Raw genomic sequence first — 22,515 nt, 5'->3', positions numbered from 1 at the left:
GGAGGTTCCGACGAAGCCGCCGTCGCCCGACTGCGCGCCGCCGCGGGCGCTGATGCTGCCGTAGACACGGGTGCTGCCGTCGGACCAGGCGATCACCTTGCCGCCGTTGCCGGAGCCCAGGGCGTCGGCGCTGATGAGGGCGTCACCGGCCATGTAGAGCTGCTTCGCGTTGACGATGTCCGCGTTCTGGCCGCGGTAGTCACCGCCGGCCAGCACCGTGCCGCCGCCGGTCTCGCCGCTGGCGTCCACCCGCGCGTTGCCGGTCAGCGCCACGCGTTCGCCCAGCAAATGGATCGTGCCGCCGGTGCCCACCCCGGCGCCGCTCGCGCTGGTCAGGCTGCCGCCCTCCAGCAGCAAATCCCCGCTGGCCTTGAACACGATCTGCCCGGCGGCACCGACCGAAGCCCGGTCGGCGCTGACCAGGCCGCGCTGGTTGACCAGGTGGCCGTAAATGCCCACGCGCCCGCTTTGCGCCACGATCCGGCCCAGGTTGATGGCCTGGTCCTGCGGCGCGCTGACCACCACATGCAGGGCCGGGTTGCCGCTGTCGGCCAGTTTCACGCTGCGGCCCGCTGCCAGCACCACGTCGCCACCGGGCGCCTGGATGAGGCCGCTGTTTTCAACCTGCGGCCCGATCAGAAGCACCTGCCCGCCTTCGGGCGTGCGGATGCTGCCCTGGTTGGCGACGCGTCCCGCCACGGCACCGGCGCTGAAATTCATCTTCCCGGACAGGAAGTCGCTGTTGGACATCGCGAGGCTGGAGGCCACCAGTCCGTTCACGTCCACCTGCGCAGCGGCGCCGAACAGGATGCCGTTGGGGTTGATCAGGAAGACCCGGCCGTTCGATTGCAGGGCGCCCAGGATCACCGACGGGTTTTGCCCGGTGATGCGGTTGAGCACCGCGCTCGCGGAGCTTTGTTGAACAAACCGCGTGGCCTCGCCCGCTGCGATCGAGAAGCCGGGCCACTCGATGATGGTGCCGGGCGTGTTGGTGACCGTGCGGACACTGCCAAGTTGCTGAAAGCTGGCCTGGCCATTGACAACGGTCTGAGCACCGGCGCAGCCGGTGAACAGGACTGCCGCCGCCAGCAAGGCCCTGGCAGTGTGTGCGGGGTTTGTTTTCATCTGCATTTTCCGGGTCAGTCAATAGGAAAGAGACAGGGCGACATGCACCCGGCTGTCGCCGGCCGCGCGAGTGCCGCCACCGTCGATCACGCGGCCGTAGTCCACCTGCAGGCTGGCGCTGCGGTCCAGGGCAAAGCGCAGCCCCAGGCCGGCGCTGGAGATGGACGTGCGCTGCACTTCGCCAGGCAGCGCCTTGTTGCGCGACACGCTGGCGGCATCCACAAAAGCCAGCGCACGGCATTGCACCGCAAACGCGGCGGTGGCCGGGCACCAGTTCGGCGTCTGGATTTCCGCGCCTGCAAAATGGCCCTGGTCGCCGGCCACTTCACGCTCCCGGAAGCCGCGCACCGAACCCGCCCCGCCGGCGCCGAACTGCTCACCGGGCACCAGCGCATCGCGCGTGGCCTGGCCGTTGAACTGCAGGCGCAGCTGCCAGTCCTGTCCCAACTGGTGGTTGTAGCCCGCACCATAACGCAGCACGCGGTAGTTGGCCGAGGCACCCACGCGCTGGCGGCTGAAGTCCGCCGCCCGGCCGTTTTGCCCACCCGGGATGTTCTGCAAGCCGGTGAGCTGCACGCCCAGCGTGGCCGAAGGCAGCGTCAGCTGTCCGGAATAAGTGAGCGACAGCGGGTGCACCGTGATCTCATCGCCGAGCTTGAAACCGGCGACATCGATGTTGTTGACATAGGCCCGCCAGTCGGCGCCCAAGGTCAGCGTGGAGACCAGGTCGCCCCATTGAGGCAGCGAGTGGTTGTAGCGCGCGCCAAAGACCTTGCCCTGGCCGCTGACCTGCAGATTCAGCACCCCGGCCGTCAAGGTGCCGGAGTCCACGTTCGAATGACTGGCGAAAAAATCCATCGAGTCGCCCAGCGCGTACAGCGGCACGTGGTAACCCACGCCATACACGCTCACGTTCGACGGTTTTTCCGCCGAGGTGGTGTATTGCAGCGTCATCACATGGTCCAGGTCCCAGAGGTTGGCATGCTGGAAGAGCACGCCAAGGCGCGTGCGGCCGGTTTCCGTGCTGCCGCTGTTGTCGGCGTTCAGGCCGATCCGCCAGGGTTTCTTGTCCTCGGTCACGCTGATCACGGCGTCCACCGTGTCGGGCTGATCGGCCGTCTGCAATGCCAGCGTGACCTGCTTGGCCGGGTTGGTGTTGGCCACCTTCAGGCTGGCCGAAATGTCGCGGATGTTGGGCGTGGCGCCTTCACGCAGCGCAGGCAGGCTGGCGCGGATGTTCCCGGTCGAAAACAGCTGGTTGCCTTCCACGCGCGTGCTGCCGATGCGTGGCTCGATCACCTTCAGGCGTACCACGCCCTGAGCCAGCTCCTGCTCGGGCAACTGCACGAGAACCACGCTGTAGCCACGCTGGAGATAGGCCTGCTGCAGCGCTTCCACCGCGCGCCGCACGTCGCCGAAGCTGCGCTGGGGGCCGGCAAAAGGGGCAAGCACCCCGTCCACCTCGGCACTGGGCAGCAGGCTGTTGCCGTCCACGGCGAAACGCGAGATGGCAAAGCGCGGCCCGCTGCTGGCCACTTCATCGGCCGCCTGCGCGGTCAACCCGGTTGCCGTCAAAGCGGCGAATACGCAGAACGCGCGGGTACGGCTGAGCCGCGCCCCATTTTTTGTTTTTTTCAAGGATGGGTCAGGTTAAGTCTGCGGGTGCTCATGCATCGCCAAGGGCAGCATGGGGGCCTGCATCAAAACCAAGCGGAGCGCAGAACAGGTTGTCACTGTTTGCCCGCATCCTAACCCAACAACCGGTTGGGCCTGCAAGGCGCGCGGGCAAACGCCTCGCGCGCAGACCCAGTGTCACCAGCGGCTTGCGCCGAATGACCGATGCGCCGGGTGGTGTGGCCGTCAGGGGCACCAACCAGAACAATGAGCAGATGGCGCAGTTGGCGGCTAAGGGCAATATGTATTTATCGGCAGCTAGCCATCTGAGGTAATCTCGCCAAAAGAATTCGTCTGGAGGCAGTATGGCAACAAGAAATGAGGAACTGGAGAGTCAACTTCGTGCCGCACGTTCTCGAATGCACGGAGGCACCGCTGAAGGTGAGCAATATGACAGTATGCTGCGGCTGAACAGTCTTTCCCGGTCCCTGGAAAAGCTCGGAGAAAAGGCTGATGCAGAGCTTTATCGCCACTTTCCGGTCGCGGCCATCGCCGCTCTTGAAACTCACTTCAAATCCGTGGTGGCAATCATCGTCAATGCAGGAAGCCCGTATCTCGAAAGAGGGCTACTACTCGCGAAAGACCGCCTCAAAACTGCAGTTGACGTCTTACCCTCACTCCATCGCAAGACGGTGACGCTAGGTGAATTCATTGCTCACTCGCTTCCCTTCAACGCCCTTTCGAGTTTGGAAAACACCCTGGCCAGCCTGCTGGGTGAAAGCCTCAAAGAGCTCATTCGCGGCGCCGTTAGCCCTTGGGCTAAGCGAAATGAAAACGCGGATCAAGTCCCGATGGTGGCAGACGTGGAGGCACTTTGGGAGGACTTAGCGAAAACTTTCACTTGTCGCCACGTACTCGCCCACGAAGCAGCCACGAAATACGAGGTGCATTATCAAGATGCTCAAATCGCGCTCCAGGCGGTATCAAAATTTACCGCTGCGGTAGACGCCATCCTGTGGTCTACAGTTTGGGCAAACGAGCCCCTCACGCAGTATGAGATGAATATGCACGCATGGGCATCCTACAGAAGGACTCGTGCGCTTCTCGCTGCAAGCCTTCGAAAGGGGCTGGAGATTGCAACTGAGGACAAGGAGCGCGCGAAATTTGGCGAATTGCATTTGGATTGGAAGTGGGCGTCACGCCGTTGGAACAACTTTGAAGAGAGCCAGTGGCACATGGGCTCGATGCGTCCCATGATGAAAGCTCTGGCACTCGACCAAGCTCACGAGCACAGACTTACCGACGTCAATTCATGGGTTTTGCAAAGACGTCCAAATGGCGACTGAAACTACGCGTCCCTTAGGCAAATGCGAATAAGCAAGGGTCGGATCGCTCGCCGCTACAAATTACATAGCTGCTTGCGTCCGTCCGCCTTAGGCTGGAAGCCAATTTGAACCGCAAGTATCAGCAACTCCACCAACTCCCCCGCCGGCCCGGCGCCCAAGCACTCTCCGCAGGATGCAGCCGGCCTTGACACCACTCCATTTCATGTAATATCGTTTATTACATGAAAAGAGACAACAGGCTTTCAGGCGTCCTTCACGCAGTTCTGCACATGGCAGAGGTGAAGGAGCCCATGACATCGGACAACCTTGCCAAAGTCATGCAGACCCACCCGGTGGTGGTCAGGCGCGTCATGGCGGGGCTGAGGGAAAGCGGCTTGGTCCGGTCGGAAAAAGGGCACGGCGGCGGCTGGGTGCTGAGCTGCAACCTGACCGACATCACACTCGGCGACATCTACAACGCGCTGGATGCGCCGGAGCTGTTCGCGATGGGCAACCGGACCGAGGCGCCGGGCTGCCTGGTTGAAGAGGCGGTAAATGCGGCGCTCGACAGCGCCTTTGCCGAGGCCAAGCAACTGCTGATGGACCGCCTCGGCGCCGTCACGTTGGCAACCCTGAGCAAAGACTTTCATGCGCGGCTGCACGCGCGCGGCGGCAACGTGGTATCTGCCATGGCTCACCCGGCATGATCGTGACCAACGCTTTCACGGACTCCAGCGCCGTCGCGGCCTATGCCGACGGCCCGCCCCGCATGGTCCCGGGCTTTGCCGACATGCAGCGCATGTGTTGGCTGCTGCTGGCCGAAAACGCGCCGGCCGATGCGCGCGTGCTGGTGCTGGGCGCGGGTGGCGGGCTGGAGCTGGAAGTTTTTGCGCAAGCGCAACCGCAGTGGCAGTTTGACGGGGTGGACCCTTCCGCGGAGATGCTGCAACTGGCGCGCACCCGGCTGCGGGCGAACCTGCACCGCGTGCGGCTGCATCAGGGCACCATTGACATCGCACCACCCGGCCCCTTCGATGCCGCATGCTGCCTGCTGACGCTGCATTTCATTCCCCGCGACGAACGGCGCCGCACGCTGGCGGAAGTGCGCCGCCGGCTCAAGCCGGGCGCGCCGTTTGTGGCGGTGCATTTCAGCTTCCCGCAGGACGCGACCGCGCGCGGGAAATGGCTGGCGCGCTGCACCGCTTTTGCGATCTCGTCCGGCCTCGATCCGGACAAAGCGCGTGCGCGAGAAAAGGCACTCGGCGCGCAACTGCCGATCCTGTCGCCGCAGGACGATGAAGAGGTGCTGCGCGAGGCCGGCTTTTCCGGCGTTGAACTTTTTTATGCCGCTTTCGGCTTCCGCGGCTGGGTCGCCACTGCCTGACGTCTCAAGCCCGCCGACAGCCCATCGGCAAGGTCAGTCTCCAGCATGACAACATCCGCTATAAATTCAATAGCTGCTTGCGCCCGCCCCTAAATGGCCAATGGCCTATTTGGCTTATAAAACTCGCAAAACCCACTGGTTCACCCGTTTCGACAGCCTTCAGCCACGCTACATCACGCAGGCAAGGAAAAAGAGTGGCCTTGCAATGTTCTCCCTGGGTCTGAAGCAACTTTCCGCCGGCCGGCGGACTTCACGTGACTTGCGCCTTCATGCGGCGGCTCATCGTTCAGGGACAGCGCTTCGGACCGGATGTCACGCCGCGGCGGCGCACCGAACATGCGGGCGTACTCGCGGGTGAACTGGGACACACTTTCGTAGCCCACCTCATAGGCTGCGCGGCTGGCCGCGTGCCCTTCACTGATCATCAGGCGGCGCGCCTCCACCAGCCGCAGCTGCTTCTGGAACTGCACCGGCGTGAGGGTGGTCATGGTCTTGAAGCAGCGATGAAAATTCGACGTGCTCATGCGGGCAGCGGCCGCGAGTTGCTCGACAGGAAGGGTGTGCCGGAAGCCGTCACGCAGCATCTGCACCGCCGCCACCATCCGCTGGGCATGGCTGTCCGGCAAGGCCAGTGTGCGCAGGGAGCCGCCGTGCCGGCCGCTCAGCAGCCAGTAGTGCAGCTCCCTGACGATGCCGGCGTGCAGTAGCGGCACCGCGTCAGGGCGCTCCAGCAGCCGCATCAGGCGCAACCCGCAATCCAGTGTGGCGGCATCACTTTCAGCCATCCACACCCGGGTACTCGACGCAGGCGCGGGCGATGCGCCGGCGGGCATCTGCGCCATCAGGTCGCGAAGCACCGCAAAGTCCAGCTCGACAGCCAGCGCGACATAAGGTTGCGCCGGACTGGCCAGCACCACACGGCCAGTGACCGGGGCATCCATGCCGACGATGACCGATGCACCCGCCGCGAACTGGTGATCCTCCGTGCCTATGGTCATCTGCTTGGCGCCTTGCAGGACCAGGCAAACCAGAGGTTTGTAGATGGAGCGCATAGCACGGCTCGGCCGGAGCGCGCACATCATCCGCAAACCGGGCACCGGCGTCGTCGCCAGACCGTCGACATTCGCGTGACAACTGGCGTATCGGATGATGGCTTGCTTCAGGGCTTCCATGGTGAACCTCGCTTCCGACAGGGCAATGGGGAGCTTGCATTATCGGCGCCGGGGTCGCGCCGGACCAGCCCTTTGGCAGGAACAGGCAAGTTTTCAGCGGCTTCGGGCAAGGCGCGGCAAGGCGCCGTCCCTACAGTTTGAGCAGGGCCCGCTGCCACGATTTGACAGCGGAAAAGCCCCCTCCCTCAACCCGCTTCAAGGAACATCACCATGACACACGACATCCTCCAACAAGACAACCATCCTGCCCTGCCCTCGCGCCGCAACATCCTGAAGTCGGCCGCGCTGGCGACCGCCGCCAGCGCCGCGGCCTTCGGCATGCAAACCGCTGCGCAGACTGGCGCGCCGCAGACGGCAGCCAGGTCACCGGCCGGCCGCAAGGTCGCGCTGGTCACCGGTTCCTCACGCGGCATAGGCGCGGCGACGGCCAAACGGCTGGCCGCCGACGGTTTCCGGGTCACGGTCAACTGCGTGGCGAACCGCGACCTGGCCGCCGCTGTGGTGCGCGACATCCAGGCCGCCGGCGGCGAAGCCATCTGGGAACAGGCCGACGTCAGCGACCCGCGGGCCGTGCGCCGGCTGTTCGACGCCAATGACAAGGCCTTCGGCGGCATCGACGTGGTGGTGAGCAACGCCGGCATCATGCGGCTGGCGCCCATGCGCGACATGACGGACGAGGATTTCAACCGCATGATGGACGTGAACCTGAAAGGCAGCTTTTACGTGATGCGGGAAGCCGCCCGGCGGGTCCGCGACGGCGGCCGCATCATCAGCCTGTCATCGAGCATCACCCAGTTGCGTTCGCCGACCTACGGCCCCTACGCCGCCAGCAAGGCCGCGCAGGAGCTTTACGCCAACGTGCTCGCCAAGGAACTCGAAGGCCGGATGATCTCGGTCAACGCGATGGCGCCCGGACTCGTCAACACCACTCTCTTCACCGACGGGAAAACCCCGGCGCAGATCGCCGGCTTCGCGCAGCGCACACCGCACAAGCGCCTGGGTGAACCGGCCGACATCGCCGGTGTGATCTCGCTGCTGTGCAGCACCGACGGCGGCTGGGTCAACGGCCAGACCGTGTTTGCCAACGGCGGGGTGGTTTAAGAAAGAGACGCGGGCGCAAGCACGGCAACGCAGTGCAGAACTGCCGAACGCTATTGATTCAATAGCTGCTTGCGCTCGCTCCCAAAGGGCCAGAGGCCGATTTGACTCATAAAAATCACAGACTCCGCTGATTCACCCGTTTGGAAAACGCCTCGCTCACGCCTTCGACCGCACGCGCACGGGCTTCCTCACGCGTGGCGTCAGCTCGCCAGCCGCGGCAGACCGCAGCAGTCGCTGAAAGGTCGGGCACTCGGCGTGGCTGGGGGCCGGACACACCGCCGCATGCCGCAAGCCGTTGCGCATCGCCTTCAGCCGCTTGATGGTCTGGTCCAGCTCGTCGGCCTTGGCGCTGAGCGAGGCCCTGTCGATGCTGGCCTGGCCGTCGGGCGAGAACATGGCGCCGATGTCGTCCAGCGAAAACCCGGCGGCCTGCCCGAGCGTTATCAGTGCCAGCTGGTCCAGCACGCCCGGTGCAAATGTGCGGCGCAAGCCCTGTCGGCCGGCCGAGGTGATCAGCCCTTTTTCTTCGTAGTAGCGCAGTGCGGAGGCGGGCAGGCCTGATTTTTTGGCGACTTCGGCAATATCCATGAAAAAACCTCTTGACTTCAAGTTGACTTGAACTTGTAGATTGCCCTCACCGTCACTTTTTGTCAACGAGGAATCACATGAACACATTCACAACAGGCGCGGCGCACATCCTGCTCATCGGCATGGGCGCTACCGCGGTCATGGACGCCTGGCTGCTGCTTCTCCAGCGCCTGGGTGTGCCCACGCTCAACTTCGCGATGATCGGCCGCTGGGTCGGCCACTGGCGCCACGGCACCTGGAAACATGACGCGATCATGAAAGCGGCGCCGGTGCGAGGCGAACGCGCCTTGGGCTGGTTCGTCCACTACGCGTCCGGCATCGGCTTCGCGGGCCTTCTGGCCGGCCTCTTCGGGATGGACTGGTTGCACAACCCGACGCTGCTGCCGGCGCTGGGCCTGGGCATCGCCACGGTCGCAGCGCCCTGGCTGGTCATGCAGCCCGCCATGGGGGCGGGCATTGCGTCGTCGCGCACGCCGGCACCGGCAAAAAACCGGCTCAGGAGCCTGGTAAATCACAGCGTTTTTGGACTCGGCCTGTACCTGGCCGCCGTCGTCATCGCCTGGATCTCGCGATGAAGACTTTTTTCAGAGATTCACTCACTCAACTTCACTCAACCTGAACTGGACACCACACCATGAAGAACAAACAACTTGCCGTCATCTATCACAGCGCCCACGGCCATACCGGCCACATTGCCGGGCACATCCTGGCCGGCGCGCAATCCGTTCCCGGCATCGACGCGTATCTGCTGAAAGCGGAAGAACTCTCTCAGGCACCCGAGCAGTTGCTGGGCTATGACGGATTCGTCTTCGGTTCCCCCACCTACCTGGGCGGGGTCTCCGGCACCTTCAAGACCTTCATGGATTCGACGGGCCGGCTCTGGAAAAGCCACGCCCTCAAGGGCAAGCTGGCCTCGGCCTTCACCGTGTCGTCGTTGCCGGCGGGCGACAAGCAATCCACCCTGCTGTCGATGTTCGTCTTCGCGATGCAACACGGCATGGTCTGGGTCGGCAACGCCATCCTGCCGGAGCAGCACAGCGGCGTGCCGTATGAAGAAGCCGCCAACCGGCTGGGCTCGTGGTCGGGAATGATGGCGCAGGCCGGGCATTCGGCGCCGGCGGATTCGTTCGCGCCCGGAGACATCAAGACGGCGCGGATGTTCGGCACGAATGTCGCCGAAGCGCTGCTGCGCATGGCCACCGATGTCGAAGCGGAAGTGACGCCATGATCCCGCGGAAATTCGAGCCCCTCCTGTTCGGCTTCTTTCTCTCGGGCCTGATGTCGCTGCTGGTGGCGGGGATAGCCACGCTGCGCGCCGCCGGGGTGGGGCCGGGCTTTCTGTCGCTGTGGCTCACTTCGTGGCTCACGGCGTGGCTGTTCGCCTTCCCGGCGGTGCTGGTCGTTTCGCCTTTGGCGCGCCGGCTGGTGCGCAGCCTTCTCCAACCGGAGGCGGCAACAGGCTCTGATTCAAAGAGCAACTGACCGGACGCTATTAATTCAATAGCTGCTGGCGCCCGTCTGTAAAGGGCCCGAGACCGATTTGATTCATAAGATCACAGACTCCGCTGGTTCACCCGCTTCGACAGCGCCTCGGCACTCTCCTTGCGCTCGCTGTAGCGGTCCACCAGATAAGGCGCCACGTCGCGCGTGAGCAGCGTGAACTTCACGAGTTCTTCCATCACGTCCACCACTCGGTCGTAATAGGCGGACGGTTTCATGCGCCCGGCTTCGTCGAACTCCAGGAAGGCCTTGGCCACCGACGACTGGTTGGGAATGGTCAGCATGCGCATCCAGCGGCCCAGCACGCGCAGTTGGCTCACTGCGTTGAAAGACTGCGAACCGCCGCTGACCTGCATCACGGCGAGGGTTTTGCCCTGCGTCGGCCGCACCGCGCCCTGCGCCAGCGGGATCCAGTCGATCTGAGACTTCATGATGCCGGTCATGGCGCCGTGGCGCTCGGGCGATGTCCAGACCATGCCCTCGGCCCACTGCGCGAGTTGCCGCAGCTCCTGCACCTTGGGGTGGCTGTCGGGTGCGTCGTCGGGCAGCGGCAGGCCGCTCGGGTCGAAGGTTTTGGTCTCCGCGCCCATGGCCTGCAGCAGGCGCGCGGCTTCTTCGCTGAGCAGGCGGCTGTAGGAGCGCTCGCGCACCGAGCCGTAGAGCAGCAAAATGCGCGGCGCATGCGCCGATGGCCGGAAGGCCTGCAGTGCGCTGGCTGTGGGCAGCGCGAACAGGTCTTTATCTACGTTGGGAAGGTCTTCAAGCGCCGGCAACACGTTCCCCTTTGTCATTCACCACCTGCTCGCCGTCTTCCTTGGTGAAAGCGCCCTGCTGCGGCACAGGCAGGATGTCGAGCACCGCTTCAGAAGGCCGGCACAGACGGGTGCCCAGCGGCGTCACGACGATGGGGCGGTTGATCAGGAGGGGGTGAGCCAGCATGGCGTCGAGCAGCTGGTCGTCAGTGAGCGCCGGGTTGTCGAGCTGGAGTTCGGCGTAGCGCTGTTCCTTGCTGCGGATCAGCGCGCGCAGCGGCTGCCCGGTCCGGGCCACCAGCGCAACCAGGGTTTCCCGGCTGGGCGGGTACTGCAGGTACTCGATGACTTCGGGTTCGACGCCGCTGTTGCGGATCAGCGCCAGCGTGTTGCGCGAGGTGCCGCATTGGGGGTTGTGGTAAATCGTGATGTCTGCCATGTCTTTTTCCTTGTTTGACTGCTTCAATGATTGCTTCAATTCAATTGTTCAATTATATTTGAATTATGGAAACAAAAACTTTTGACGAAGTTGCCGCGGTCCGCGCACTGGCCGCGCTGGCGCAGGCCCAGCGCCTGCGCACCTTCCGCGCCCTGGTGGTGGCCGGGCCCGACGGGCTGACACCGGGGGCGATTGCCGAACTGCTGGACGTGGCGCCCAGCGCCCTGTCTTTCCACCTGAAAGAACTCGCGCATTCGGGTCTGGTCAGCAGCGAGCCGCGTGGCCGCAACCTGATTTACCGCGCCAACTTCGAGCAGATGACAGCCCTGCTGGGCTACCTGACCGAACACTGTTGCCAGGGCGAAAGCTGCGGCGTGAACTGCTGACCATGAACCTTGCCGAGACCCTCAATCTGGGCTGCCTGTGCCGCACCCTGAACCCCGAGCGCCTGCGCCAGCAGCTGGAAACCGACCCCAGCCTGCAGGGCATGCTGGCCGGGCTGGCGACGACGCACCCGCACCTGTTTTCCGAAACGGCGGTGTTTCTGGACCCGGCCATCCGCACCACGCTGGGCCAGGCGATTGCCGCCATCGAAGGCGTGATCGCCCTGCCCGCCTACCAACAGGCCGCACTGGCGAGCGCGCCCGAGATTGCCCGCCTGAATTTCGGCCCTGCCGGCGTCTTCATGGCGTACGACTTTCACCTGGGTGCCGACGGCCCACGCCTGATCGAGATCAACACCAATGCCGGAGGCGCGCTGCTCAACGCCGCGCTGGCACGCGCGCACCGCGACTGCTGCGAACCCATGCAGGGACTGATGGATGCGGCCAGCGACCTGACGCGGCTGGATGACACCTTTGTCGCCATGTTCCGCGCCGAGTGGCAGGCCCAGCGTGGCGCGCAGCCGCTGCGCAGTGTGCTGATCACCGACGATGCGCCGGAATCCCAATACCTGGCACCCGAATTCGCGCTGGCGCGACAGCTGCTCCTGGCGCACGGCATCACCGCCGCCGTGGGCGACGCGCGCGAGCTTCAATGGAAAGACGGCTCGCTGTGGCACCCGGCCCTGCCAGGCGAGGCGGTGGACCTGGTCTACAACCGCCTGACCGACTTCAGCCTGGCCGAGCCGGCGCATGAAGCCCTGCGCAGCGCCTATGTGGCCGGCGCGGCGGTCGTCACGCCGCACCCGCGCGCCCATGCGCTGTACGCCGACAAACGCAACCTCATTGCCCTGGGCGACGATGCGCTGCTGGCCTCCTGGGGTGTGTCGGCGGAGGACCGGCGCCTGCTGCAGGCGGTGGTTCCGCACACCGAACTCGTCACGGCCGATCACGCCGACGACCTCTGGGCACGCCGCCGCCAGCTGTTCTTCAAACCCGTGGCAGGTTACGGCGCCAAGGCGGCCTACCGCGGCGACAAACTCACAAAAAGTGTCTGGGCCCACATCACTGCCGGCGGCTTCATCGCGCAGGCGCTGGTGCCGCCCAGTGAAAGGCTGGTGGACGTCGATGGCGTGGCGACGCGGCTGAAGCTGGACCTGCGTGCCTACACCTACCGCGGCCAGGTGCAGCTGCTGGCGGCGCGCACCTACACCGGCCAGACCACCAACTTCCGCACCGCCGGGGGCGGCTTTTCACCCGTGGTGGTGTTGCCTCTTGAGCCCAATACTGTTCGCTTGACCGTTCGCCCTGAGCTTGGCGAAGGGTCGTCTCCATGCGAAGAGGCTTCGATCAACTCAGCCCGAGCGGATTTGTAGCGCTTGCCTGAGCAGCACCGCCTTTGGTCCCGTTTCATCAACAAACCCCAACCCCTCGCCACCGCCCCGGAGAACCTTCATGTCTGAGCGCCCCCTCAACGTCCTGTTTCTGTGTACCCACAACTCGGCCCGCAGCATCCTGGCCGAAGCAGTCCTCAACCACATCGGTCACGGCCGCTTCCAGGGCTTTTCAGCCGGCAGCAGCCCGCGTGAGAACCAGCAACCCAACCCGCTGGCGCTACAGGTGCTGGCCAACGCCGGCATTCCGACCGAAGGCCTGCGCAGCAAGAGCTGGGACGAGTTCGGCAAGCCGGACTCCCCGGTCATGGATCTGGTGATCACCGTCTGCGACAACGCCGCCGGTGAGGTCTGCCCCTACTGGCCCGGCCAGCCCGCCACCGCGCACTGGGGTTACGCCGATCCGTCGGAGGTCGAGGGGGATGAGGCCAAAAAACGCGAGGCCTTCCGCCAGACCCTGCTGGCCCTGCGCCGCCGCATCGATCTCTTGATCAACCTACCGCCGGAAAAACTCGAACGCGCCATGGTGCAGCAGGCCGCGCGCGACCTGGCCCGCCAGGCCTGACCCACCTCTTCACAAAAAAATAAAGGAAGTCCCATGGGCTTGTTTGAACGTTACCTCACCGTCTGGGTGGCCTTGGGCATCGCGGCCGGCGTGGGCCTGGGCCTGCTGGCACCCACAGCCTTTGAGGGCATTGCCGCGCTGGAGATCGCGCATGTCAACCTGGTGGTCGCCGTGTTCATCTGGGTGATGATTTACCCGATGATGATCCAGATCGACTGGACCGCAGTGAAGGACGTGGGCAAAAAGCCGCGTGGCCTGCTGCTGACGCTGGTGGTCAACTGGCTGATCAAGCCCTTCACCATGGCCGCACTCGGCGTGCTGTTCTTCCAGTACATTTTTGCGCCGTGGGTCGATCCGCAATCGGCCAGCGAATACATCGCCGGCATGATTCTGCTCGGTGTGGCGCCCTGCACGGCCATGGTGTTTGTCTGGAGCCAGCTCGTCAAGGGGGACGCCAACTACACGCTGGTGCAGGTCTCGGTCAACGACCTGATCATGGTGGTGGCCTTTGCGCCTATCGCCGCCTTTCTGCTGGGCGTGACCAACATCACCGTGCCCTGGGAAACGCTGGTGCTTTCCACCGTGCTGTACGTGGTGCTGCCGCTGGCGGCGGGCATGGCGACACGGCATGTGCTGCAGCGCCGCTCGACCCACGCGGTAGCCGACTTCGTGGCAACACTCAAGCCCTGGTCGGTGATCGGGTTGATTGCCACCGTGGTGCTGCTGTTCGGCTTCCAGGCCGAAACGATTGTGGCCAGGCCGCTGGTGATCGCGATGATCGCGGTGCCGCTGATCCTGCAGAGCTACGGCATCTTCGTCATCAGCTACATCGCGGCCAAGGCGCTCAAGCTGCCGCACAACGTGGCCGGCCCGGCCTGCCTGATCGGCACCTCCAACTTTTTCGAGCTGGCCGTCGCCGTGGCGATTTCGCTGTTCGGCCTGCAATCGGGCGCGGCACTGGCCACGGTGGTCGGCGTGCTGGTCGAGGTGCCGGTGATGCTGTCGCTGGTGGCCATCATCAACCGCACGCAGCACTGGTTTGCACCGCAACGCGCTTGAGGGGCTGGCCGGCGGCGGTGTTGCTGCTGCACGGCCATTTCTTCATATCAAATCGGCCTCCAGCCCTTTAGCCACCTGCGGCAACAGCTCTGTTTTTAATAGCGCGCAAAACCTCGCCGCACCATGAGCCCACCCCGCAGCGTCACCGTCGCCAGCCTCGGCATCGCCCAGACCCTGGCCTGGGCGTCGAGTTATTACCTGCCGGCCATGCTGGCGAACTCGATGGCGCGCGACCTTGGTGTCAGCACGCCGACGGTGTTCCTCGGGTTTTCCGTGGCGCTGGTGGTGTCCGCCCTGCTCGGCCCCTTTGCCGGCAAGGCGATTGACCGTTATGGCGGCCGGCCGGTGCTGGCCGCCACCAGCTTCATCTTTGCCGCCGGGCTGGCGGCCCTGGCCCTCGCGCAGGGTCCGGTCGGCCTGTTCGTGGCCTGGGCCATCCTCGGCGTGGCCATGGCCGCCGGCCTGTACGAAGCCGCCTTTGCGACGCTGGTGCACCTGTACGGCAAGGACGCGCGCGGCGCCATCACCGGCATCACGCTGCTGGCCGGGTTTGCCAGCACCGTGGGCTGGCCGCTGTCGGCCTGGCTGGAACTCGAATGGGGCTGGCGTGCCGCCTGCGGTGTGTGGGCCGGCCTGCACCTGCTGGTGGCGCTGCCGCTGAACTGGATGTTGCCTTCCACGCCTGCATCACCTGCAGCACCCCCATCGCAAGCCGCCGTGCCGATGGCGCCGGCAACCACGACCATCGCACCCGCACCAGCGCCTGAAGCTGCGCAGAGTTCGACACGCACCGCGGCGCTGCTGGCCTTTGTGTTTGCCGTGACCTGGTTCATCAGCACCGCCATGGCCGCGCATCTGCCGCGCTTGCTGCAGGTCCACGGCGTGCCATTGGCGACCGCGCTGGTGTTTGCCGGGCTGGTCGGCCCGGCGCAGGTGGCCGGGCGGCTGCTGGAGTACGGGCTGCTGCGCAACATCCATCCGCTGGTCTCGGCGCGTGTCGCCGGGGCCATGCACACGCTGGGCGCCCTGGTATTCCTGGCTGTCGGCGTGCCGGCGGGTGCCGTGTTCACCGTGCTGCACGGTGCCGGCAATGGCGTGCTGACGATTGCCAAGGGCACACTGCCGCTGGTGCTGTTCGGCGCCAAAGACTATGGCGCGCGTCAGGGCCTGCTGATGGTGCCGGCGCGGTTTGCGCAGGCCCTGTCGCCCTGGCTGTTCGGCCTGGCGATTGACCGCTTCGGCGCGGGCGCGTTGTGGTTCTCCGCCGCGCTGGGCGGTCTTGGCCTGGCGGCCTTGATGCTGCTGCGGATGCCACTCCCAAACCTCGGGGGCCAATCAGCAGAATAACCGGATAGCCAGCGTAGCGGCATGTTCAAGCCGCGAGCGCGAAACGTTCGTCTTCGGCGGCAGACAGGGGGACCACTTCCTTTTGTATTCGCTTGGCGACAGCCTTTTCAGCGATTTTCAAGTCGTAGGTGGTCTGCAGATTCATCCAAGACTCGGCGTCACCGCCGAAGAACCTGGCCAGGCGCAGGGCCGTTTCAGGGGTAATTCCGCGTTCTTCTTTCACAATCTCATTGATCCGGGTAGCTGTCACGCCCAGTTTTTTTGACAGTGCGTTGGGTGTCATGCCGAGCGGTATCAAAAACTCTTCCCGCAGGATCTCGCCGGGGTGAACGGGCCGCATTCCATTCGTAGTCATAAGTGGCCTTTCTAAGGCAGATGTAAGTTCGCGGACAGAGGCTCCGCGGTTGTAAAGTAGTAAATAGGTCAGTGATAGTCGACGATTTCGACATCCTCTGGCCCTTTGTCGGTCCAAACGAAGCAAATCCTCCATTTGTCATTAATCCGAATGCTGTGCTGCCCAGCCCGGTTACCAACGAGTAGTTCAAGTCGATTGCCAGGCGGCGACCGTAAAAACTCCAAAGTGGTGGCAGCACCAAGCATCGTCAGTTTTCGAGTCGCAACCTTGATAATTCCAGAAAATACAGCCGATTTGCCGGTCTTGTGAAGCGATTCGGTGTCAGCACAATTGAATGAAATTATCATGGTGAATTATAGCTCGTTTATCGGTATACGGTAAATATTGAGAGAAGATCAACCGCGGCTAGACGGCGAGTCTACAAACCACGAATCATGGGAAAGCTCTCCCCGGCTCACTCCAGCCACTTCTGCAGGAACTGCGCCTGGCCCAGGGACGGGTCGAGCTGGTAGCCGGCAAAACCTATCCGTTCATACAGTTTGATCGCGGACGCATTGCCCTGCAGCACTTCCAGCGTGAGTTTGCAGGCACCGCGTTCTTTTGCAATCTCTTCCACCTGCGCCAGCATCTGCTCGCCGACACGCCGGCCGCGGTGGCTGGCCAGCACCACCACGTCGTGCACATTGACCAGCGGGCGGCAGGCAAACGTCGAAAAACCTTCGATGCAGTTGACCAGCCCGACTGGCTGCGCACCGTCGAAGGCCAGCACGCTGAAGGCCTGGGGCCGCGCGGCCAGTTCCGCCACCAGGTGGTTTTTGGCGAACTCGCTCAGGGGATGGCCGCCGCCGGCCATGTCGCGCGCGTAGGCATCGAGCAGGAAGACCAGCGCCCCGGCATGTACGGGGTCGCGGTAGTCAGCGCGGCTGATGCGCAGTCCGGAAGCGGTGATAGCGGTCATGCGGGGAGCCCTGTGGAAAAGTGGATGTGGTGATTCTAAGCAGCGAATCCACGCGCCCGGCGCGGCACCATCTCATGAAACAGGCATCGAATCGGCCTCCAGCCCGGACAGGGAAAGCGCCTGAAGCTATCGAAAACAGAGCACTGTGCGCTGCCAGACAGTGGCCGCAAGCACGTTCCACCACGCCAGGTGCCGGGCCGCCGCTCTTTACCGGACATTTACGAAGCCCTTTCCGGCGCTACACCTGAGCGTCAAGCCTTGCAGTGATAATTCTTTGGCGAGCTGAAAAATACACGCTGGCAGCGCCAAGGCGCCGCTGGCGACAACACCCATCAAACACAAAAAAGTGCCGCGCCAGACCGCTGGTGCGGTGGGCAACAAGGACAGCTGATGGACCCGAAATCTGAGGCGCCGACCGCCGGCCCCGAAACCCCCCCCCGCAAACGCCTGAGCCGCCGCGCGATCCTGATTGGCAGCCTGATCGCCGTCATCGCACTGGCCGGCACCGGCTGGCTCGCCTGGCGCCTGACCCACCCCGCGGCAGACAGCAGCAGCGCCGCCCCCGGCGGCGTAGCCCGCCGCGGCCCGCCGCCCACCACGGTGGGCGTCGCCACCGCCGAGCGGGCCAGCATTCCCATTCTTCTGGACGCCCTGGGTACGGTCACACCGCAAGCCACGGTCAAGGTGCGCCCGCAGGTCTCCGGCGTGCTGCAGAAAGTGCTGTTCAAGGAAGGCCAGATGCTGCGCGCCGGCGAGCTGATGGCCACCATCGACCCGCGCCAGTTTGAGCTCGCCCTGCAGCAGGCCAGCGGCCAGCGCCAGCGCGACGAGGCCCAACTCGACAGCGCGCGTGTGACGCTGCAGCGATTCAAGACCCTGCTGGACCAGGACTCGATTGCCCGCCAGGAGGTCGACTCCCAGGCCGCGCTGGTCAAGCAGCTCGAGGGCACGGTCGCGATCGACAAGGCCAACGAAGGCGCGGCCCGCCTGAACCTGAGCTACACCCGGGTGGTCGCACCGGTCAGCGGCCGCGTCGGCCTGCGCGCCGTGGACGTGGGCAATGTGGTGAACCCCAGCGATGCCAATGGCATTGCCCTGATCACCCAGGTCACCCCGATCGACGTGGTGTTTTCCATTCCGCAGGACCAGGTCGGTGAATTGCAGCAGGCCGTCAGCGCCGGCAGCGTGATGAAGGTCACCGCGCTCGACCGCACCCGCGCGGGCACGCTGGACACCGGCGTGTTTGCCTCGCTTGACAACCAGATCGACACCACCACCGGCACCGTCAAGGCCAAGGCGCGTTTTGCCAACAGCAAGCTCACGCTGTTTCCCAGCCAGTTCGTCAATGTGCAGCTGCTGGTCCGCACCATCGACAACGCCGTGGTGGTGCCGGTCACCGCCGTGCGCCTGGGCAGCAGCGGCGACTATGTGTATGTGCTCAATGCGGCCGAGCGCACCGTGAGCCTGCGCCCCGTCAAACGCGGACCGGCCACGGTGGACAAGATCGTGATCGCCTCCGGCCTGCAGGTGGGCGAACGCGTCATCACCGAGGGGGCCGACCGGCTCAAGGACGGCGCCCGTGTGGTGCTGCCTGGCGATGCGCCCGGCGGCGGTGGGCGTGCCGCGGGCGGGCGCCGGCCGCAAGGCGCGGCGTCGGCCCCGCGCGGCAGTGAGGCCGGCGCACCGGCACCGCAGGGCGCGGCGTCCGCGCCTCGTGCTGCAGCATCCATGAACGCTTCCACACCCGCTGCAATTGCGGCGCCTTCAACGTCCCCGGCACCTGCTGCAACGTCAGCCGCGACCGCGCCCACCCCCGAGCAGCTCCAGCGCTTCCTCGCTCAGGTCAAGGACGACCCGGAGGCCCTGGCGCGCCGCCAGTCACTGGTCGACAAGATCAAACAGGGCGACCCGGCGGCGCTGGAACGCTGGCAGAAGTTGAGGGAGCGGCGGCGCGAAGGCGGCGCGGCGCCGGCGCAATGACGGGTATGAGGCAACACCCCGCATGAGCCCGTCCAGTCCTTTCATCCAGCGGCCGGTCGCCACCGCGCTGCTGATGGTGGCCATCGTGCTGGCCGGCCTGCTCGGCTTCAAGTTTTTGCCACTGTCGGCCTTGCCGCAGGTGGACTACCCGACCATCCAGGTGCAGACGCTGTACCCCGGCGCCAGCCCCGAGGTCATGGCGCAGACCGTCACCGCACCGCTGGAGCGCCAGTTCGGCCAGATGGCCGGGCTGCAGCGCCTGAGCTCGACCAGCGCGGCCGGCGTCTCCATCGTCACCCTGCAGTTTGGCCTGGGCCTGGGGCTGGACGTGGCCGAGCAGCAGGTGCAGGCGGCCATCAATGCCGGCGGCTCGCTGCTGCCGGCCGACCTGCCGGCGCCGCCGGTGTATGCCAAGGTCAATCCGGCCGACGCACCGGTGCTCACGCTGGCCATCACCTCCGACAGCCTGCCGCTCACCGAAGTGCAGAACATCGTCAACACCCGGCTGGCGCTGAAGATCAGCCAGGTCAGCGGCGTCGGCCTGGTCTCGCTCAGCGGCGGCCAGCGACCCGCCGTGCGCATTCAGGCGGACACCCGTGCCCTCGCCTCCTACGGTCTCGGGCTCGATTCGCTGCGCACCGCCATCAGTTCAGCCAACGCCAATGCCGCCAAGGGCAGCATCGACGGGCCGACACGTTCGTACTCCATCAACTCCAACGACCAGTTGCTGGCCGCCAGCGAGTACAAGAACCTGATCATTGCCTTTCGCAACGGCGCGGCGGTGCGTGTTGCCGATGTGGCGCAGGTGGTGGACAGCGCCGAAAACGTCAAGCTCGGCGCGTGGAGTGGCCTGAAACCAGCGATCATCCTGAACGTGCAGCGCCAGCCCGGCGCCAACGTGATTGCCACGGTGGACGCGATCAAGGCCCGCCTGCCCGAGCTGCAGGCCGGCCTGCCGACGGCCATGAAGGTCGATGTGCTGAGCGACCGCACCACCGGCATACGCGCCTCGGTGCTGCATGTCGAGATCGAACTGCTGCTGGCCGTGGTCATGGTGGTGCTGGTGATTTTTGCCTTCCTGCGCAACATCCGCGCCACCGTGATCGCCAGCCTGGCGGTGCCGATTTCGCTGATAGGCACCTGCGGCGCCATGTATCTGCTGGGCTACAGCCTGAACAACCTGAGCCTGATGGCGCTGACGATTGCCACCGGTTTTGTGGTGGACGACGCCATCGTGATGATTGAAAACATCTCGCGCTACATCGAAAAAGGCGAGGCCCCGATGGCCGCCGCGCTCAAGGGCGCGCAGCAGATCGGTTTCACCATCATCTCGCTGACGGTCTCGCTGATCGCCGTGCTGATTCCGCTGCTGTTCATGGGCGACGTGGTCGGCCGGCTGTTCCGCGAGTTCGCGGTCACGCTGGCCATCACCATCCTGATCTCGGCGGTGGTGTCACTGACGCTGGTACCCATGATGTCGGCGAGGTGGCTCAAGCATGAGCCGGACACCGGCGGCAGCCCGACCGGCGCGAAACTGCAGAAGTTTTTCGACGGCGTGATCACGCGTTACGACGGCTGGCTCAGCTGGGTGCTGCGGCACCAAGGCGCGACGCTGCTGGTGGCGCTGGCCACCCTGGTGCTGACCGTGCTGTTGTATGTGCTGATTCCCAAGGGCCTGTTCCCGACGCAGGACACCGGCCAGTTGCAGGCCCGCATCGAGACCTCCCAGTCGGTCTCGTATGCGCGCATGGCCGAGCTGCAGCAGGCCGCGGCCAAAGCCATTCTGGAAGACCCCGATGTGGACACCCTGAGTTCCTTCATCGGCGTGGATGCCGCCAACAACACCATGCTGCACACCGGCCGCATGCTGATCAACCTCAAGCGCACGCGCAGCACCAGCCAGCAGGAAACGATGGACCGGCTGCAACGCCGGGCCGGCGCGGTGGCCGGCGTCACCATGTATCTGCAGCCCACGCAGGACCTGACCATCGACGCCGAAACCGGCCCGACACAGTTCCGCGTCTCGCTCGAGGGGTCGGACACCGCCACGGTGGCGTTGTGGGCCAACAAGCTGGCGCAGCGCATGCAGGAGTTGCCGGCCCTGCGCAACATCGCCTCGGACGCCGGCGCCACCGGCACCTCGGCCTACATCTCGGTGGACCGCGACACCGCCTCGCGCGTGGGCGTGACGACCTCGGCGATCGACGACGCGCTGTATAGCGCTTTTGGCCAGCGCATCGTCTCGACCATTTTCACCGAGACCAACCAGTACCGCGTGATCCTCGAGGCCCGGCCCGATCCCCTGATGACCGCAGCCTCGCTGGGCAGCCTGCCGCTCAAGACCGGCTCGGGCGTCACCACCCCGCTGGCCAGCATCGCCACCATCACCGAGCGGCCGGCGCCGCTGCAGATCACCCGCGTGGCCCAGTACCCGGCCACGACGCTGGGTTTCGACACGGCGCCGGGCGTGTCACTCGGCAAGGCGGTCGGTGAGGTCAAACAGGCGGCCAAAGACATCGCCCTGCCCGCCAGCGTGACCCTGACCTTCCTCGGCGCAGCCGGCGCCTACCAGACCTCGCTGTCCAGCCAGCTGTGGCTGATCCTGGCGGCGGTGATCTGCGTCTACATCGTGCTTGGCGTGTTGTATGAAAGTTATATCCACCCGCTGACGATTCTCTCGACCCTGCCCTCGGCCGGTGTGGGCGCGCTGCTGATGCTGATGATCAGCGGCTCCGACCTCGGGGTGATCGGCATCATCGGCATCATTCTCCTGATCGGCATCGTGAAAAAGAACGCGATCATGATGATCGACTTCGCCATCGACGCAGAACGCAGCGAAGGCAAGTCGCCGCAGGACGCGATTCACCAGGCCGCACTGCTGCGCTTCCGGCCCATCCTCATGACCACCCTGGCCGCGCTGTTTGCCGCGGTGCCGCTGATGCTGGGCTGGGGCGAAGGGGCAGAGTTGCGCCGGCCGCTGGGCCTGGCCATCTTCGGCGGCCTGATCGTCAGCCAGGTGCTGACCCTGTTCACGACGCCGGTGATTTATCTGGCGTTTGACAGGATGGGGCAGAGGTTCGGGCGGAGGGGTTCTGTGTGAATGCCCTCCTTCCGCGGGCTGTCATCCCGGACTTGATCCGGGATCCATGCGCGAAGACCACCACTGGTCGGGCTGTGCCTGGCGGAGCCGTCCTCCCTTCCTGCGTTGGAAGTGTGCCCAATAGCCGGGGGTTGCCCGGCGGCAACTCACTTTTCTTTTGCGTCGCCAAAAGAAAAGGCGACCCTGCTGTCTGCGACCCCTGCGCTTCGCTCCGGGGCAACCTGCGGTGCTCGGTCCAGCCGGGGCCGGGCTCGAACTCGCTGCGCTCAGACAATCGCCCGTCCTTGTCCGTCTGGACCTCCGCTCCTCGGCGCAGCCAGAAGGGAGGTGGGGACGGGATCGGGTTCGGAATCGGGCTCCGGCGAGGACGCGCTTTG

Annotated in this window: 23 protein-coding genes; 14 read left to right on the top strand and 9 right to left on the bottom strand. The window is 65.0% G+C overall.

Features of this window, described 5'->3' with window-relative positions; translation table 11 throughout:
* Both AAG813_RS18970 and AAG813_RS18965 read right to left on the bottom strand, forming a co-directional pair.
* Positions 1 to 1,125, bottom strand: a 1,125-nt coding sequence (locus tag AAG813_RS18970; RefSeq protein WP_341917576.1) for a filamentous hemagglutinin N-terminal domain-containing protein, incomplete at its 3' end; no start/stop codon positions are given.
* Positions 1,126 to 1,143: 18 nt separating this feature from the next.
* Complete coding sequence (locus AAG813_RS18965; protein WP_341917575.1) at positions 1,144 to 2,763, bottom strand: ShlB/FhaC/HecB family hemolysin secretion/activation protein; 1,620 nt, start codon at positions 2,761 to 2,763, stop codon at positions 1,144 to 1,146.
* A gap of 341 nt (positions 2,764 to 3,104) precedes the next feature.
* On the opposite strand from AAG813_RS18965, the gene AAG813_RS18960 reads away from it, so the two are divergent.
* The 3 genes from AAG813_RS18960 (at position 3,105) to AAG813_RS18950 (ending at position 5,448) form a co-directional block, all read left to right on the top strand.
* Positions 3,105 to 4,085, top strand: coding sequence for a hypothetical protein (locus AAG813_RS18960; RefSeq protein WP_341917574.1), 981 nt, complete (start codon positions 3,105 to 3,107; stop codon positions 4,083 to 4,085).
* Between the two features lie 221 nt (positions 4,086 to 4,306).
* Positions 4,307 to 4,771 carry an Rrf2 family transcriptional regulator gene (locus tag AAG813_RS18955; RefSeq protein ID WP_341917573.1) on the top strand — a complete coding sequence of 155 codons (465 nt, stop codon included), beginning with the start codon at positions 4,307 to 4,309 and terminating at the stop codon, positions 4,769 to 4,771.
* Positions 4,768 to 5,448 carry a class I SAM-dependent methyltransferase gene (locus tag AAG813_RS18950; protein WP_341917572.1) on the top strand — a complete coding sequence of 227 codons (681 nt, stop codon included), beginning with the start codon at positions 4,768 to 4,770 and terminating at the stop codon, positions 5,446 to 5,448. The genes AAG813_RS18955 and AAG813_RS18950 overlap by 4 nt, the downstream gene beginning before the upstream one ends.
* A 173-nt stretch (positions 5,449 to 5,621) precedes the next feature.
* On the opposite strand, the gene AAG813_RS18945 is transcribed toward AAG813_RS18950, so the two are convergent.
* A complete protein-coding gene (locus tag AAG813_RS18945; protein ID WP_341917571.1) occupies positions 5,622 to 6,620 on the bottom strand; it encodes an AraC family transcriptional regulator in 999 nt (332 codons plus the stop codon).
* 318 nt (positions 6,621 to 6,938) lie between these two features.
* On the opposite strand from AAG813_RS18945, the gene AAG813_RS18940 reads away from it, so the two are divergent.
* Positions 6,939 to 7,721: an SDR family oxidoreductase gene (locus tag AAG813_RS18940; protein ID WP_341917577.1), complete on the top strand. Its 783-nt coding sequence runs from the start codon at positions 6,939 to 6,941 to the stop codon at positions 7,719 to 7,721.
* Positions 7,722 to 7,877: 156 nt separating this feature from the next.
* Here the strand turns inward: AAG813_RS18940 and AAG813_RS18935 are convergent, their stop codons facing one another.
* Positions 7,878 to 8,309, bottom strand: a complete 432-nt coding sequence (locus AAG813_RS18935) for a helix-turn-helix domain-containing protein (protein ID WP_341917569.1) — start codon at positions 8,307 to 8,309, stop codon at positions 7,878 to 7,880.
* Between the two features lie 77 nt (positions 8,310 to 8,386).
* On the opposite strand from AAG813_RS18935, the gene AAG813_RS18930 reads away from it, so the two are divergent.
* The 3 genes from AAG813_RS18930 to AAG813_RS18920 are packed head-to-tail and all read left to right on the top strand — an operon-like array spanning position 8,387 to position 9,791.
* On the top strand, positions 8,387 to 8,884 hold the full coding sequence (locus AAG813_RS18930; protein WP_341917568.1) for a DUF2938 domain-containing protein: 498 nt from the start codon (positions 8,387 to 8,389) through the stop codon (positions 8,882 to 8,884).
* A gap of 59 nt (positions 8,885 to 8,943) precedes the next feature.
* Entirely contained in the window at positions 8,944 to 9,537 is a 594-nt protein-coding gene (locus tag AAG813_RS18925) for a flavodoxin family protein (protein WP_341917567.1), read from the top strand.
* Complete coding sequence (locus AAG813_RS18920; RefSeq protein WP_341917566.1) at positions 9,534 to 9,791, top strand: DUF2798 domain-containing protein; 258 nt, start codon at positions 9,534 to 9,536, stop codon at positions 9,789 to 9,791. Before AAG813_RS18925 ends, AAG813_RS18920 begins: the two co-directional genes overlap by 4 nt.
* 71 nt (positions 9,792 to 9,862) lie before the next feature.
* Here the strand turns inward: AAG813_RS18920 and arsH are convergent, their stop codons facing one another.
* Positions 9,863 to 10,600 (bottom strand): arsenical resistance protein ArsH, encoded by a 738-nt coding sequence (gene arsH, locus AAG813_RS18915; protein WP_341917565.1) that lies wholly within the window; start codon positions 10,598 to 10,600, stop codon positions 9,863 to 9,865.
* Positions 10,569 to 11,000 carry an arsenate reductase (glutaredoxin) gene (gene arsC, locus AAG813_RS18910; RefSeq protein WP_341917563.1) on the bottom strand — a complete coding sequence of 144 codons (432 nt, stop codon included), beginning with the start codon at positions 10,998 to 11,000 and terminating at the stop codon, positions 10,569 to 10,571. The genes arsH and arsC overlap by 32 nt, the downstream gene beginning before the upstream one ends.
* Positions 11,001 to 11,065: 65 nt before the next feature.
* On the opposite strand from arsC, the gene AAG813_RS18905 reads away from it, so the two are divergent.
* The 5 genes from AAG813_RS18905 (at position 11,066) to AAG813_RS18885 (ending at position 15,745) form a co-directional block, all read left to right on the top strand.
* Positions 11,066 to 11,386: a metalloregulator ArsR/SmtB family transcription factor gene (locus AAG813_RS18905; RefSeq protein ID WP_341917562.1), complete on the top strand. Its 321-nt coding sequence runs from the start codon at positions 11,066 to 11,068 to the stop codon at positions 11,384 to 11,386.
* A gap of 2 nt (positions 11,387 to 11,388) precedes the next feature.
* On the top strand, positions 11,389 to 12,756 hold the full coding sequence (locus AAG813_RS18900) for a hypothetical protein (protein ID WP_341917561.1): 1,368 nt from the start codon (positions 11,389 to 11,391) through the stop codon (positions 12,754 to 12,756).
* A 79-nt stretch (positions 12,757 to 12,835) separates the two neighbouring features.
* Positions 12,836 to 13,339: an arsenate reductase ArsC gene (locus AAG813_RS18895; protein ID WP_341917559.1), complete on the top strand. Its 504-nt coding sequence runs from the start codon at positions 12,836 to 12,838 to the stop codon at positions 13,337 to 13,339.
* Positions 13,340 to 13,372: 33 nt separating this feature from the next.
* Entirely contained in the window at positions 13,373 to 14,398 is a 1,026-nt protein-coding gene (gene arsB / locus AAG813_RS18890; protein ID WP_341917558.1) for an ACR3 family arsenite efflux transporter, read from the top strand.
* Between the two features lie 123 nt (positions 14,399 to 14,521).
* Entirely contained in the window at positions 14,522 to 15,745 is a 1,224-nt protein-coding gene (locus tag AAG813_RS18885; RefSeq protein WP_341917556.1) for an MFS transporter, read from the top strand.
* A 25-nt stretch (positions 15,746 to 15,770) separates the two neighbouring features.
* Here AAG813_RS18885 and AAG813_RS18880 read toward each other — a convergent pair whose 3' ends face one another.
* The 3 genes from AAG813_RS18880 to AAG813_RS18870 all read right to left on the bottom strand — a co-directional run bounded on the left by AAG813_RS18880 (position 15,771) and on the right by AAG813_RS18870 (position 17,058).
* Positions 15,771 to 16,100 (bottom strand): HigA family addiction module antitoxin, encoded by a 330-nt coding sequence (locus AAG813_RS18880; RefSeq protein ID WP_341917555.1) that lies wholly within the window; start codon positions 16,098 to 16,100, stop codon positions 15,771 to 15,773.
* Between the two features lie 68 nt (positions 16,101 to 16,168).
* On the bottom strand, positions 16,169 to 16,447 hold the full coding sequence (locus AAG813_RS18875; RefSeq protein ID WP_341917553.1) for a type II toxin-antitoxin system RelE/ParE family toxin: 279 nt from the start codon (positions 16,445 to 16,447) through the stop codon (positions 16,169 to 16,171).
* Positions 16,448 to 16,554: 107 nt separating this feature from the next.
* Complete coding sequence (locus AAG813_RS18870; protein ID WP_341917552.1) at positions 16,555 to 17,058, bottom strand: GNAT family N-acetyltransferase; 504 nt, start codon at positions 17,056 to 17,058, stop codon at positions 16,555 to 16,557.
* A 390-nt stretch (positions 17,059 to 17,448) separates the two neighbouring features.
* Here AAG813_RS18870 and AAG813_RS18865 point away from each other — a divergent pair, with 390 nt between their 5' ends.
* Together AAG813_RS18865 and AAG813_RS18860 are read left to right on the top strand one after the other, a co-directional pair.
* The gene (locus tag AAG813_RS18865; protein WP_341917550.1) at positions 17,449 to 19,038 is read left to right on the top strand and encodes an efflux RND transporter periplasmic adaptor subunit; all 1,590 of its coding nucleotides are present in this window, start codon (positions 17,449 to 17,451) and stop codon (positions 19,036 to 19,038) included.
* 22 nt (positions 19,039 to 19,060) lie between these two features.
* Complete coding sequence (locus tag AAG813_RS18860; RefSeq protein WP_341917549.1) at positions 19,061 to 22,138, top strand: efflux RND transporter permease subunit; 3,078 nt, start codon at positions 19,061 to 19,063, stop codon at positions 22,136 to 22,138.
* The last annotated feature ends 377 nt before the right edge of the window (positions 22,139 to 22,515 follow it).

The sequence above is a fragment of the Polaromonas sp. YR568 genome (genome assembly GCF_943371715.1).
Lineage (GTDB): Bacteria > Pseudomonadota > Gammaproteobacteria > Burkholderiales > Burkholderiaceae_C > Polaromonas.
Note: the sequence above shows the minus strand (reverse complement) of the source record. Positions and strands in the feature narration are given on the sequence as shown.

Bases quoted from the DNA above. Each gene is read 5' to 3' on its own strand.
- AAG813_RS18960 (WP_341917574.1), top strand. From the start codon at position 3,105: ATGGCAACAAGAAATGAGGAACTGGAGAGTCAACTTCGTGCCGCACGT.
- AAG813_RS18955 (WP_341917573.1), top strand. From the start codon at position 4,307: ATGAAAAGAGACAACAGGCTTTCAGGCGTCCTTCACGCAGTTCTGCAC.
- AAG813_RS18950 (WP_341917572.1), top strand. From the start codon at position 4,768: ATGATCGTGACCAACGCTTTCACGGACTCCAGCGCCGTCGCGGCCTAT.
- AAG813_RS18945 (WP_341917571.1), bottom strand. From the start codon at position 6,620: ATGGAAGCCCTGAAGCAAGCCATCATCCGATACGCCAGTTGTCACGCG.
- AAG813_RS18940 (WP_341917577.1), top strand. From the start codon at position 6,939: ATGCAAACCGCTGCGCAGACTGGCGCGCCGCAGACGGCAGCCAGGTCA.
- AAG813_RS18935 (WP_341917569.1), bottom strand. From the start codon at position 8,309: ATGGATATTGCCGAAGTCGCCAAAAAATCAGGCCTGCCCGCCTCCGCA.
- AAG813_RS18930 (WP_341917568.1), top strand. From the start codon at position 8,387: ATGAACACATTCACAACAGGCGCGGCGCACATCCTGCTCATCGGCATG.
- AAG813_RS18925 (WP_341917567.1), top strand. From the start codon at position 8,944: ATGAAGAACAAACAACTTGCCGTCATCTATCACAGCGCCCACGGCCAT.
- AAG813_RS18920 (WP_341917566.1), top strand. From the start codon at position 9,534: ATGATCCCGCGGAAATTCGAGCCCCTCCTGTTCGGCTTCTTTCTCTCG.
- arsH (WP_341917565.1), bottom strand. From the start codon at position 10,600: ATGACAAAGGGGAACGTGTTGCCGGCGCTTGAAGACCTTCCCAACGTA.
- arsC (WP_341917563.1), bottom strand. From the start codon at position 11,000: ATGGCAGACATCACGATTTACCACAACCCCCAATGCGGCACCTCGCGC.
- AAG813_RS18905 (WP_341917562.1), top strand. From the start codon at position 11,066: ATGGAAACAAAAACTTTTGACGAAGTTGCCGCGGTCCGCGCACTGGCC.
- AAG813_RS18900 (WP_341917561.1), top strand. From the start codon at position 11,389: ATGAACCTTGCCGAGACCCTCAATCTGGGCTGCCTGTGCCGCACCCTG.
- AAG813_RS18895 (WP_341917559.1), top strand. From the start codon at position 12,836: ATGTCTGAGCGCCCCCTCAACGTCCTGTTTCTGTGTACCCACAACTCG.
- arsB (WP_341917558.1), top strand. From the start codon at position 13,373: ATGGGCTTGTTTGAACGTTACCTCACCGTCTGGGTGGCCTTGGGCATC.
- AAG813_RS18885 (WP_341917556.1), top strand. From the start codon at position 14,522: ATGAGCCCACCCCGCAGCGTCACCGTCGCCAGCCTCGGCATCGCCCAG.
- AAG813_RS18880 (WP_341917555.1), bottom strand. From the start codon at position 16,100: ATGACTACGAATGGAATGCGGCCCGTTCACCCCGGCGAGATCCTGCGG.
- AAG813_RS18875 (WP_341917553.1), bottom strand. From the start codon at position 16,447: ATGATAATTTCATTCAATTGTGCTGACACCGAATCGCTTCACAAGACC.
- AAG813_RS18870 (WP_341917552.1), bottom strand. From the start codon at position 17,058: ATGACCGCTATCACCGCTTCCGGACTGCGCATCAGCCGCGCTGACTAC.
- AAG813_RS18865 (WP_341917550.1), top strand. From the start codon at position 17,449: ATGGACCCGAAATCTGAGGCGCCGACCGCCGGCCCCGAAACCCCCCCC.
- AAG813_RS18860 (WP_341917549.1), top strand. From the start codon at position 19,061: ATGAGCCCGTCCAGTCCTTTCATCCAGCGGCCGGTCGCCACCGCGCTG.